At 49.1% G+C, this 12203-nt stretch carries 15 protein-coding genes and 1 riboswitch; of the genes, 11 read left to right on the plus strand and 4 right to left on the minus strand.

Annotated features, from left to right (window positions below):
* Positions 1-14: 14 nt before the first annotated feature.
* From NYE29_RS15705 to NYE29_RS15725, 5 genes are all read left to right on the plus strand, one after another.
* Positions 15-1799 (plus strand): UbiD family decarboxylase, encoded by a 1785-nt coding sequence (locus NYE29_RS15705; RefSeq protein ID WP_340896704.1) that lies wholly within the window; start codon positions 15-17, stop codon positions 1797-1799.
* A 199-nt stretch (positions 1800-1998) separates the two neighbouring features.
* Positions 1999-2739: a Cthe_2314 family HEPN domain-containing protein gene (locus NYE29_RS15710; RefSeq protein ID WP_076112520.1), complete on the plus strand. Its 741-nt coding sequence runs from the start codon at positions 1999-2001 to the stop codon at positions 2737-2739.
* A gap of 89 nt (positions 2740-2828) precedes the next feature.
* Positions 2829-2971, plus strand: a riboswitch (SAM riboswitch).
* A gap of 101 nt (positions 2972-3072) precedes the next feature.
* Entirely contained in the window at positions 3073-4089 is a 1017-nt protein-coding gene (locus tag NYE29_RS15715; RefSeq protein ID WP_340896705.1) for a methionine ABC transporter ATP-binding protein, read from the plus strand.
* Between the two features lie 38 nt (positions 4090-4127).
* On the plus strand, positions 4128-4757 hold the full coding sequence (locus tag NYE29_RS15720) for a methionine ABC transporter permease (RefSeq protein ID WP_445322210.1): 630 nt from the start codon (positions 4128-4130) through the stop codon (positions 4755-4757).
* 52 nt (positions 4758-4809) lie between these two features.
* Positions 4810-5688 carry a MetQ/NlpA family ABC transporter substrate-binding protein gene (locus tag NYE29_RS15725; RefSeq protein WP_340896707.1) on the plus strand — a complete coding sequence of 293 codons (879 nt, stop codon included), beginning with the start codon at positions 4810-4812 and terminating at the stop codon, positions 5686-5688.
* A 277-nt stretch (positions 5689-5965) separates the two neighbouring features.
* Here the strand turns inward: NYE29_RS15725 and NYE29_RS15730 are convergent, their stop codons facing one another.
* A complete protein-coding gene (locus NYE29_RS15730) occupies positions 5966-6214 on the minus strand; it encodes a NifU family protein (RefSeq protein ID WP_038596139.1) in 249 nt (82 codons plus the stop codon).
* 82 nt (positions 6215-6296) lie between these two features.
* Here NYE29_RS15730 and NYE29_RS15735 point away from each other — a divergent pair, with 82 nt between their 5' ends.
* Positions 6297-6551 (plus strand): YuzB family protein, encoded by a 255-nt coding sequence (locus tag NYE29_RS15735; RefSeq protein ID WP_038596137.1) that lies wholly within the window; start codon positions 6297-6299, stop codon positions 6549-6551.
* 34 nt (positions 6552-6585) lie between these two features.
* Here NYE29_RS15735 and NYE29_RS15740 read toward each other — a convergent pair whose 3' ends face one another.
* The gene (locus NYE29_RS15740) at positions 6586-7647 is read right to left on the minus strand and encodes an NAD(P)/FAD-dependent oxidoreductase (protein WP_340896709.1); all 1062 of its coding nucleotides are present in this window, start codon (positions 7645-7647) and stop codon (positions 6586-6588) included.
* Between the two features lie 84 nt (positions 7648-7731).
* Positions 7732-8838, minus strand: a complete 1107-nt coding sequence (gene mqnE / locus NYE29_RS15745) for an aminofutalosine synthase MqnE (protein WP_340896710.1) — start codon at positions 8836-8838, stop codon at positions 7732-7734.
* 353 nt (positions 8839-9191) lie between these two features.
* On the opposite strand from mqnE, the gene NYE29_RS15750 reads away from it, so the two are divergent.
* From NYE29_RS15750 to NYE29_RS15765, 4 genes are all read left to right on the plus strand, one after another.
* On the plus strand, positions 9192-9551 hold the full coding sequence (locus NYE29_RS15750; RefSeq protein WP_038596130.1) for a HesB/IscA family protein: 360 nt from the start codon (positions 9192-9194) through the stop codon (positions 9549-9551).
* A 17-nt stretch (positions 9552-9568) separates the two neighbouring features.
* Positions 9569-9796 (plus strand): hypothetical protein, encoded by a 228-nt coding sequence (locus NYE29_RS15755; RefSeq protein ID WP_340896711.1) that lies wholly within the window; start codon positions 9569-9571, stop codon positions 9794-9796.
* A 145-nt stretch (positions 9797-9941) separates the two neighbouring features.
* Positions 9942-10478: a GNAT family N-acetyltransferase gene (locus tag NYE29_RS15760; protein ID WP_340896712.1), complete on the plus strand. Its 537-nt coding sequence runs from the start codon at positions 9942-9944 to the stop codon at positions 10476-10478.
* A 25-nt stretch (positions 10479-10503) separates the two neighbouring features.
* Positions 10504-10707, plus strand: coding sequence for a DUF4177 domain-containing protein (locus NYE29_RS15765; protein ID WP_340896713.1), 204 nt, complete (start codon positions 10504-10506; stop codon positions 10705-10707).
* Between the two features lie 187 nt (positions 10708-10894).
* Here the strand turns inward: NYE29_RS15765 and NYE29_RS15770 are convergent, their stop codons facing one another.
* Positions 10895-11104, minus strand: a complete 210-nt coding sequence (locus NYE29_RS15770) for a hypothetical protein (RefSeq protein WP_076112514.1) — start codon at positions 11102-11104, stop codon at positions 10895-10897.
* 312 nt (positions 11105-11416) lie between these two features.
* Here NYE29_RS15770 and NYE29_RS15775 point away from each other — a divergent pair, with 312 nt between their 5' ends.
* Positions 11417-12079, plus strand: coding sequence for a YheC/YheD family protein (locus tag NYE29_RS15775; protein WP_038596121.1), 663 nt, complete (start codon positions 11417-11419; stop codon positions 12077-12079).
* The last annotated feature ends 124 nt before the right edge of the window (positions 12080-12203 follow it).

The following is a 12203-nucleotide window of genomic DNA, read 5'->3' on the forward strand; positions in this document are numbered from 1 at the left end:
GGAGGAACAATAAAGTGGGATACGATAATTTGCGTCAATGGATCGAGCAGTTGAGAAAGGATAAGGATCTCGCTGTGATTGATACTCCGGTGGACCCCTATCTTGAACTGGCGGAGATTCATCGGCGTGTGGTACGGGAAGAAGGGCCGGCATTGCTCTTTACCCATGTAAAAGGAACCCCTTTTCCGGTCGCGACAAATTTATTCGGAACGGTCCGCAGGGTAAACCAGGCATTTGGGACCCGGCCCGAGCAGCTGATGAAGTCGCTGACGGGGGCGGTGGAAACGTTGCTGCCGCCCACCGCCTCGGCGATATGGAAAGAAAAAGGCCTGCTGTATGATCTGCTCAAGGTCGGCGTCAAAGATGTGCCGCAGGGTGAAGCGCCTGTGCTGGGCATATGCCGCAGTACCGACCCGCTGCAGGAATTGCCCAGAATCACAAGCTGGCACGAGGATGGCGGGCCGCTGATCACCCTTCCGTTAGTATATACCGAGAGTATTACCAATCCGTTGAACCGTAACCTTGGAATGTACCGTGTGCAAATTTATGATGACAATACAACAGGTGTCCATTGGCAAATCCATAAAGGCGGCGGTTTTCATCACCGTGAGGCTGAACTGCTCGGCGAGGCTCTGCCAGTCTCCGTATTTCTCGGCGGCCCGCCGGCGCTGATTGCCGCAGCCATTGCTCCCCTGCCGGAGCGGCTGCCTGAACTGCTGCTGGCTTCGCTGATGCTGGGCCGTCGGCTGCCCATGGTTAAGGATCCCATGGGCGGACACCGGATTCCCGCTGAATCCGAATTCGCCATCCGCGGTCTTGTAACGCCGCTGGAGCGTCGCCCGGAGGGACCTTTCGGAGATCCCTATGGATATTATTCCCGGCAGCATGATTTCCCTGTCCTGCATGTTCAGCGGATGTGGCACCGCAAGGATGCGATTTATCCGGCAACGATTGCCGGCAAACCCCGTCAGGAGGATTATTATTTGAAGGATTTTCTTCAGCGCCTCCTGTCCCCGGCCTATCCGCTGCTGATGCCGTCAGTCAAGGCGCTGTGGTCTTATACCGAAGCCGGCTCGCATTCGCTGGCATCCGCCGTTGTGCGCGAAAGCTATTCGCGCGAAGCGCTGGCATCGGCTTTCCGCATTCTGGGAGAAGGCCAGCTGTCTTTGACCAAATTTCTGCTGCTGACGAATGAACCGGTGGATCTTTGCGATTTCCCCAAGCTGCTGGAGACGGTACTGGAGCGTTTCGATCCGCAAACTGATCTGGTTGTGCTGAATAATACGGCTCAAGATACCTCGGATTATACCGGACACAAGCTGAATCGCGGCAGTAAAGGCGTAATGATGGGCATCGGATCCCCGGTTCGGGTGCTTCCCCGTACCTATAATGAGGGAGTGCTTCCCGGAATTACCGGCGTTGTTCCTTATTGCGGAGGATGTTTAACGGTATCGGGTGCATCCTATATAGACGACCCTGAGCTTCCGCTGAGACTGATCGCCAAACTGCGCCAGAACGAAACGGAATGGCCGCTTGTCATCCTGGTGGATCACGCCGCTGAAACCGTCCAGACGCAAACCTCCTTTCTGTGGACTGTGTTCACCCGGTTTAATCCGGCGAGCGATATTTACGCAGAATCCGAGGTTAACCGCCATCACATTGGCTATAAGCTGCCAATTGTTATTGACGCCCGCATGAAGCCTGATTATCCGGATGAGCTGGAACCGTGCGGGGATATTGTTAAGGTGGTCGACCAAAACTGGAAGAACTATTTCCCGATACTCACAAAACTAAGTTAATGCTTCCGAAGTTAGTTTTGTACGAAGAAGAATCAGGAAGAATTGCTCACAAAACTAAGCGAATGCTTCCGAAGCGAGTTTTGTACGAAGTAGATTCAGGATGTAATGCTCACAAAACTAAGCGAATGCTTCCGAAGCGAGTTTTGTACGAAGTAGATTTCAGGATGTAATGCTTACAAAACTTTAAGGAGGACAAAACATGCTGCGGATATTACTGGGAGAACCGCCGCGCGAGAACGGCGGTGTACTGGCTGAAGCCATGGACAACATGGCGAAGCTTGCAGCGATGCTGCGCAAGGAAATGAACGCGCATGAGGACCACGACCATGAATACCGCAAGCTGGAGATATGGACGCGCGGGCTGATTTCCTCCCTGGACGAGTTGGAGCAAAGCTGGTTCGCGGCAGCCTTTTACCGGAAATTGGTTGTTGCCGGTTATATGGATGATATGACGGTGATCGAGCAGGGCGATTATGCCCGTTATGTTTATTTTTATAAAAACGGCTTTATTCGTGTCTTCTCACTGCTGGACAAGCTTGGAACTGTATTGAACAGTCTGTATAATCTCAACACGACCAAGGTCAAAGCCCATTTCTCATATTTCACCGTGCTGCGGCAATTTCAATTGCTCAAAGCGCATGCGCCGCTGGCGGAAGAACTGGAGAATATCAAGAACTCTTACCGGGAGCCGCTGCAGAATCTGCGCAAACGCCGCAACGCCGAAATTCATTATATGAATGCGGAAATGCAGGATGATCTCTGGCAAAGACATCAAGGTCTGCATGATAAAATTCAGCTTGAAGATTTGGACAGTCATCTGGAGGATTTGAAGCAGTGCCTTGAGATGGTGTGCAAATCTTTAAGCGCTTCGTTCCGTTACAGCAATGAGCAGTGGCGTAAAAACGCCGCAGCCTTGAAAGCAGGGGACGGCTCTAAGTAAAACTTTCCCTTTGACAAAAAACCTGAAACTTACTATACTTAGGCATGCATTCGTTTCTCACAGAGAACGGCAACTAATTTCATATCATAATCTTATCGAGAGCGGCGGAGGGATAGGCCCGATGAAGCCCGGCAACCGATTTGTGTAATGCGCGTCAACCCGCGTTTTAGATGAATGTCATGGTGCTAATTCCTACAATACCGCGCGGTTTGCGGTCTTTGGCAGATGAGAAGGCATTGTTAATAAACGCACAGGGCCTCTTGCGATCTGCAATCGATCGTAAGAGGTCTTTTTGATGTTATAGAAATAGAAATAAAGAGAGGGGGACAGCAATTGATAGAGCTAAAAGGTTTAACCAAGGTCTACGGAAAAGGCAGCAAGGCCGCTACAGCGCTCTGGGATCTGAACCTGTCCATTAAAAAAGGTGAGGTTTTTGGAGTAATCGGCCATTCCGGAGCGGGAAAAAGCACCCTAATCCGCTGCATTAACCTGCTAGAGCGTCCGACAGAGGGTGAGGTATGGGTGAACGGTGTGGATCTGACGGCGCTGAATCAGAGGCAATTGCAGGTGCAGCGGCGTAAAATCGGAATGATTTTTCAGCATTTCAATTTGCTCACTTCGGCTACAGTATACGATAATATCGCTTTTCCGCTGCGGCTGATGGGCACTCCGGGAAAAGAAATTGACCATAAAGTGAAGGAACTGATAACACTGGTTGGTCTCGAACAACACCTGAACAAATATCCTGCCCAGCTGTCCGGTGGACAGAAGCAGCGGGTGGGCGTGGCCCGTGCCTTGGCCAGTGATCCGGATGTGCTGCTATGCGACGAAGCGACCTCGGCGCTGGATCCGCAGACGACGGACTCCATCCTGCGTCTGCTGCTCGATATCAACAAGCGATTTAATCTGACTATTGTGCTAATTACGCATGAAATGCATGTCATACAGAGCATCTGTGACCGGGTCGCAGTCATTCATGGCGGCGGTATTATCGAGCAGGGGGATGTCGCAGAGGTATTCCTGAAGCCCAAGCATGAAGTAACCAAGGAGTTTATCCGTAGTGAAACTCAGCAGGACGGGCCTCTTCGCGCGGCCATTGACGCAGTCAACGGTGAATTCGGCAAGGCCGTCAAGATTACCTTTTTGGGACAAAAAACGTACGAGTCTACCTTGTCCCATGTGGCCCGCGATACCGGGGTCAACTTTGCGATTTTGCAGGGGACAATCTCCACAATTAAAGATGTCCCTTACGGCCAGTTGATTGTCCGTTTTGAAGGGTCTTCTGAAGCGGTTGAAGCCACAATCGCCGAGTTAACGGCGCAGGGGCTTGATGTGGAGGTGATTTCATAGTGGGCGGCTTGAATTTTAATACGATTAATTGGGAAGAAATGCTTGATGCTACAGTGGCTACACTAAAAATGTTGGCATTTTCCGGAATATTCACAATTATTCTTGGTTTACCACTCGGAATTGTGTTATATTTATGGGGAAGATCAAATAACATTGTTATCAGGGTTATTTACTCGGTATTGTCGCTGCTTGTAAACATCCTGCGTTCCGTTCCATTTCTCATTCTAATGGTAGCATTGATTCCTTTCAGCAAGTCGATTATGGGGACTTCGATAGGTGTGCTCGGTACGATCCCGGCGCTGGTCATCGGTGCGGCTCCGTTTTTTGCCAGACTGGTGGAGACGGCACTGCGTGAGGTTGACCGGGGCGTGATTGAAGCAGCACAAGGAATGGGAGCTTCCACAGGGCAGATCGTTATGCGTGTACTTTTGCCCGAGGCTCGTCCAGGCTTGCTTGCCGGAGTGACCATCACTCTTGTTACGCTCGTTTCCTACACCGCGATGTCGGGTATGATCGGCGGCGGCGGTCTTGGTGACCTGGCAATCCGCTACGGTTATTACCGGTATGAGAAAGAAGTTATGATTATCTCCGTAGTGCTGATGGTTATACTAGTTCAGCTGCTGCAAATGGCCGGAGACCGGCTGGTCAAATTTTTCACCCGGAAATAAGGTACGTCCATATATAGCCTTATTCATACATTTAATAAAGGGGGATTTACAGATGAAGAAAGTACTGCTCACATTTTTCAGCTTGACCTTGGTATTGGTGCTGGCTGCTTGCGGCAACAATAACAATACCAATAACGTGGCCAATTCCGCCGCAACGAATGCACCATCAACAGATGCTTCTGCAGAGCCAACGACTGAACCGGCTGCAGAACCTGTAACCCTCGTGGTCGGCGCATCTCCTGTGCCGCATGCTGAAATTCTCAAGGCTATCGCTCCGCTGCTTGAAGCACAAGGCATCAAGCTGGAGATCAAAGAATTTACAGACTATATCCTGCCGAACACACAGCTTGCCGAAAAGGCACTGGATGCGAACTTCTTCCAGCACAAGCCTTACCTTGATGACCAGAACAAAAAGAATGGTTCAGAACTGGTATCGGTAACTGCTGTTCACGTTGAACCTTTCGGCGCTTATTCCAAAAAAATCAAATCGATTGATGAACTGGCTGACGGCGCGAAAGTAGCCATTCCGAACGATGCCACCAACGGTGGACGCGCACTGATCCTGCTGGCCAAAAACGGCCTGATCACCTTGAAAGACGACACTAATATCACTTCCACCAAAGCGGATATTACCGAAAACAAAAAGAAACTTGAGATCATTGAATTGGATGCAGCAATGCTGCCACGCCAGCTTGATGAAGTGGATATTGCTCTGATCAACACCAACTTTGCACTTGAAGCCGGCCTTGTTCCAACCAAAGATGCATTGTTCATTGAAGGAGCAGATTCCCCTTACGCCAACCTGCTGGTATCCCGTCCTGATAACAAGGATTCCGATGCTATCCAGAAGCTGGCTGCAGCGCTGAACTCTGCGGAAGCTAAAGCATTTATCGAAGAGAAATACGAAGGTGCGATTATCCCTGCATTTTAAGCTGCTGCCTTAGCTGCCTTAACAGAATTACAACGACGGATAACCCCGCATGCCAGAAATAGGCATGCGGGGTTTTTAGCACTCCGGTTGTTGCGAAATGTGAAATCCTCTATAATACATATAACAAGTGGAAACGGCTTCGCCGTCCTCAAAAGGACGGTATCCGTTACAGCGAGAAATAGAAGGATAATTTATAGTGTGAAGCCTATAAATTCTTATAGTTCAAAAAAATCCCGGGTCTTCTTCTCAGAAGATCCGGGATCGGTATCAAACGGGATTAGAATACTTGAACAACTTCTTCTACGCCTTCTACTTCTTCAAGGAGGGCGCGTTCGATCCCGGCTTTCAACGTGATCGTGGAGCTGGGGCAACTGCCGCAGGCACCCATAAGCTTCAACTTAACAATGCCGTCTTCAACATCGATCAGTTCGACGTCACCGCCATCGCGCTGCAGGAACGGACGAAGTTTATCGAGCACTTCCAGTACTTCATCATACATGGTGGTGCTTTGTACATTCTCACTCATTTCTCAATCACTCCTTTCGTAAGTTCATTATAGTACAAAAAGTTAAAAAATAAAATGGTTAGTGCAGAATAGGGAGAGCATCATGAGACCAATTATTGAATTTTGTGCCAGTAATATTGGCCATGGCACGGAACCGCTGAAAAAAAAGCTGGAACAAAATCCGGAATACGATGTAATTGAATACGGTTGTCTGAACAACTGTGGCGAGTGCTACCTGCAGCCATTCGCCATGGTTGACGGCGAGATTATTGAAGCAGCTTCTCCAGAGGAACTGGAAGCAGCCATCGAGGCCGCAATTAAGGAGCAGGAAGCATGGGACAATCTGGAACTGGACTAGCCGAAGGCTAGTCCTATCCTTGGCCTGCCTTAATTTAACCCAAAGGCCGTTTGGACATCCATAGTACGCCGCTTTTCAGCAGACGGGGGACACGTCCCATGACGGAGCGGCGGCCCATCAGCCCGAAACCGGCATGTTTGCCCAAGGAACCAAGCGTCCCCTTCAGCTTGATCGCATGCAGCTTCGGCGTTTCACCGCGCCATAGCGCCTGAAGGACATGTGCTACCTGCTCCCCTTGCGCTCCGGCTGCCTGAGCACTTGGAGCGAACGGAAGGCTGGCGCAGTCACCGAGCACGTATACTTCCGGATAATCCGCTATATTGTAATATTGGTCTAGCATGATCCGGCCACTGCGGTCTTTCGCTACTTCGAGCTGCTGGACTACCCGTACGGGCTGGATTCCGGCGGTCCATACAGTAACATCAGCAGGAATAGCCTGGGTGCCATTGTAGATGGCATCCTTTTCTACATGAGATACAGAAATTTTCCCCAGTGTCTCGACATGGTGTTCGCTGAACCATTCCTCCACATACTTGGACAGCTTCGCCGGAAAAGCCGACAGCACGCGTTCCCCTCGATCCAGTATAGAAATATTCAGGTCAGGACGGCTTTCACGCAGCTCTGCGGCAATTTCCACTCCGCTTAATCCCCCGCCTACAATATTAACCGTTCCATAAGGCTTCACATCATTCAGCCGCCGATACGTTTCCCGCGTTTCCGAGAAGCTCTGGATACTGCAGGTATATTGCTCTGCTCCTTGAATGCCATGATAATTATCTGTACAGCCGAGAGCGATCGCCAGGATATCATAGGAAACCGGCTCGCCGGTCTCCATGAATATCATTCTGCTATCCAGATCAATGGAGCCTACTTCACCATACCGGACGGTCAGACGCGGATGCACGGGGAACTGGATGCGTAAATGGTAATCGTTCACCGTCCCTGCAGCAAGCGCATAATACTCCGTCTTGATTCCCTGATAAGGCATCCGGTCGATTAGGACGATCTCCATATCATGAGGGAGATGGTTGTTGAGCAGTTCTTGGATAAGGGCAAGGCCGCCGTAGCCGCCGCCCAGGACGAGTAATGTTCTCATGCAGACCGATCTTCCTTTCGAGTAGTGCTCAAATATGGTTTTTGCAGCTGCGAAGAACAATTCCGGTTAACTTCAGTCGTTTAATTATTCGTAAACCTTGATTACATTGTAGAAGGTATCCCGTTCAACCGGAATCCGTCCGGCGCCTTTTACGAGCCAGATCAATTCTTCGCGTGTCAGACCTTCAGGAGTTAAAGCACCTGCGGCGTGACTGATCCGTTCTTTTAAAATCGTGCCATGCACGTCGGAAGCTCCGAAGCTTAGAGCAACTTGAGTGAGCTGTGCGCCAATATTAATGAAGTAAGCTTTAATATGGTCAATATTATCCAGCATCAAACGGCTGATCGCAATCGTCTTAAGATCTTCATACGCGGAGTTGCGGCGCATAATTCCGGCGTTTTTATTCTTGGGCTGCATGGACAGCGGGATAAATACCATAAAACCGTTCGTTTCATCCTGCAGCTCGCGGATTTGCAGCATATGGCGGATGCGGTCCTCGTGGGATTCGATGGAGCCGTAGAGCATGGTGGTGTGCGTCTTCATGCCCATCTGATGGGCAACCCGGTGCACTTCCAGATACTCTTCGACGTTTGCTTTATCAACGCGCATTTTTTTACGGTATTGGTCAGAAAGAATTTCAGCTCCGCCTCCGGTAAGCGATTGGAGTCCTGCTGCGCGCAGCTGCTCCAGTACTTCACGGATGCTGAGTCCGCTGATCCGGGTGAAGAAATCAATTTCCGCCGCAGTATAGGCTTTTAAGGCAACTTCAGGAAACCGCTCATGCAGAGCTTTCAGCGAATCAACGTAATATTGGAAGGGCACCTTATCATTATGGCCGCCGACAATATGGAATTCGCGTACGCCGGGATGAATATGCTGTTCGACATATTGCACCATTTCCTGACCGGAAAGCGTATAAGCGCCTTCTTCTCCGTCATCCTTGCGGAAATTGCAGAATGCACAGTGGGATTCGCAAACATTGGTGAAATAAAGGCTCATGTTTTCGATAAAATATACCTTGTTTCCATTCTTGCGCTGGTTGACTTCATTAGCCAGCTGGCCGATCGTGAGCAAATCGTTGCTCTCATATAAATAAACGCCGTCTTCCAAATTTAATCGTTCTCCGCCGCGAACCTTTTCGATAATGTTCGCCATTCTGGCGTCTGTGTGGGGTGTGATAAGAGTAGACATATGATTTCCTCCTGAAGGTTTGGCGAGGTGAATACACCCGCAGAATCGTAACCGGAAATTACTAAAACACGCGTTGTCCAGCGTAAAAAATGGAGGCTTTGATGGCCTCCGTGACAATTTTCCGAATTTTTACGTACATTGCTTCCCCTATTATAAACCTCTCTCCAAGGGTGAGCAACCGCTGAGACTTGAAGTATAGAGCGGATAAATCGTATCCAAGGCAAGCAGTTATGACTTGAGGGTAAGGGAAGAGTGGAGTATACTTAATTTAATATAGAAAATTACTTTTGGCCGGAAGGCTGTCATAGCATAAGAAGCAGATATTGCTAACAAAATTTCAGGAGGTTGAGATCATGATTACAATTAGTGAAACAGCGGCAGAACAACTCAAGACAATGCTGGCTGAGCAGGAGCTGCCCAACATGTTCCTTCGCCTTGGCGTAACACCGGGGGGCTGCAGCGGGTTCTCCTACGCCATGGGCTTTGACGATAACGAGAGCGAGCAGGATGTCTACCTGGATGTCGCTGATCTCAAGGTAGTTGTAAGTAAAGACGACATCCGTTATCTCAACGGTCTTGAGATTGACTTCGAAGAATCCGGCATGACCGGCGGATTCACCATTAATAACCCGAATGCCACCGCCACCTGCGGCTGCGGTTCCTCCTTCCGTACGAAGGACGATGCCGGCAAGCCTGCAGCTGAGCCTTGCTGAATGGGAAGGGTCGTTTAGTGTCAAAGATACTGAAAGAGGCGTTAATTTACGCTTTGATTTTTATAACTGTTCCAACAGTAATCAATCTTATCTTCACACCAGAAGATGTTGCAGGTCTTTTTGATTACGGCTTTTGGGTAGGCACAGGACTTTTCCTGACAGCTTTTTTTATTGTTTTTGTACTAGTTTTCTTGGTGCTTTTGCTAAAACGTACTTTTCGCAAATCGCCAGAGAAACGTTTGTAACACCCTTCATGACGTGCAGAATGAGACTTCAAGGTTAATCACCTTGGAGTCTTTTTTGCATTTCCAATATTTAGTGTGCCTGATATACTGGAGCATAAATGAACCATACGGCACATTACTATTGATATTAAGGAAGTGACCTGAATTGATCATTGAAACACAACGGCTGATGATCAGGGAGTTTTCGCCCGGGGATTGTGCAGCGGTTCACAGCTACGCATCGGACCCAAGGGTAGTAGAGCATATGATGTGGGGGCCCAACACGGAAGAGGAAACAAGAGCCTATCTCCATTTAACAATCGGCCAGCAGCATCAGGAGCCGCGTAAAGTTTTTGAATTTGCAGTGGTTCTGAAAGAGACCAATCAGCTGATTGGCGGCTGCGGAATTCATACGCCTGAGCAGGGCCAGGGAGAGATAGGTTATTGCTTTAATTCCGGGTATTGGGGGCAGGGGTTTGCGGCCGAGGCGGCTTGTGCTCTAATATCTTTCGGCTTCCGGCAACTAGCTCTTCACAGAATATATGCGACCTGCCGTCCGGAGAATACAGGCTCTGCCAAAGTGCTGCAAAAGGCCGGAATGAGGTACGAGGGGCATATAAGAGGACATAAGTGGTTCAAGGGAAGTTGGCATGATTCTTACCAGTATTCCATTCTGGAGGAAGAGTACGTATCAAGCAAATAATCACTTGTAAGAAGGGAGCGGCCACATGGAGCGATGGGAATACAAAACAATTAAATTTAAGACCGGCGGATTTTGGGGCGGCAGAGTTGATAATTCGGAATTTCAGGAGGAGCTGAATTTTTATGGTAAGGAGGGCTGGGAGCTTGTATCCTGTTTTGACACCAGCCAGGCGCAGGGGGCTTCCAAAGATGTCATTGTTGTCTTTAAAAGGAAGCTGATCGGGCCGTAAAGTACGGGAATAGGGAGGAACCCTCTTTTACAGCGATATTGCCTATTACCTGCGCGTCATAGCAATTGCTTCTATATAAGTAGGTTAATAGATCTCAGCGAATGAAGCTGTCCATCTGCACAAGCCATCCTCTCACTCCTTCATAGAGTATAGTATCTGCAATGAAGGAGTGAAACGATCGCCGCAATCAGGCCGGAAGGATAAACTTGAAGTTAATCATAAATACGATTAAAGCGGCGGCCCCCATGGAGAAGGCGATACAACTGGCGCCAAGCACTCTGCGGCGGTCTTTTATAAACTTGAAGCCGAGCGCGCAGACAAGGATGGTGGTACCCGCCAAGACAACAGACATACCAATCATAGCCACCCAATACAATACCTCGAACAATTGTGCCACTAAGGATCCCTCCTCTTACCGCAATAATACAATGAATTTTAAGATTATTCCAGTTAGTCTGCGGGGGCTCTACATCGAATCATTTCTATTGAATCGTCAAAATAACCGCGCTGTTGCCGTCGAAAAAATGATTGTCGGATGATGCGGATGAATACAGCGCAGTGCGGATAAAGTCCCAGGACATACGGCCCCGGAGCCATATGCCCTTTTTTGCTGTGAACGCCTTCTTACACGGACAATCATACAGGAAGGCGGGGCCGCTCCTGAGTAATGTATAGGGTAGGCTGGGAATGCGAAAGGAGCGGGATAAAAATGGCGGGAAGACAACTGGCCAGCAAATGGCTGAAGACCGAAGCGCTGCTTAGCGATGCGCGGGTTGCCGGTTACATTCCGAGAACAAGGGAATACAGTGCTGCCGGGCTGCTTAAAATGCTGAGAAGTTATGGGAATGTTGTGATTAAACCTGTCGTAGGCGGCGGGGGTTACGGAGTAATTAAAGTGTTTCTGGACGGGCGTGGATACGGCTTCACATATATGGACAAAACACGCGTGTACGGGGATTTCTCTTCCATGAGGCAGGCGCTCGAGCGTGTGAAGGTAAGACGGAAATATTTGATGCAGCAGGGCATCTCACTGGCCCGGATTGCCGGGCGCCCGATTGATTATCGGGTTAAGGTAGTAAAGAACGGAGCTCGTTGGGAGTTTCGCTCCATGGTGGGAAGATTAGCTCGTCCGGGGCTGTTCGTAACCAACCTATGCAAGGGCGGAACGATGATGAGCTGCCGTGAAGGGCTGAGAAAATCGTTGCCCCGTAACAGAACGGCCACCAAAAAAGCAGAGATGCGGCGACTAACCTTAGTATGTACAGAGCTGATGGAACGTCATTTTCCGGGAATAGGCGAGTTGGGATTTGATTATGCTATAGATAACTCCGGGAAAATCTGGATTCTGGAAGTAAATACAAGACCACAATAATTAAACACTATTTTAAGAATTGACGATAGTAATAGTAATAAGATAGAATAGCGTTTAGTTATGCCGCTTACGAGGTAATATGAGGTAATAAATGTTAAATATTTGAACATGACGAAAATATTTT

This window comes from Paenibacillus sp. FSL M7-1046, from assembly GCF_038007405.1.
GTDB lineage: Bacteria > Bacillota > Bacilli > Paenibacillales > Paenibacillaceae > Paenibacillus_AQ.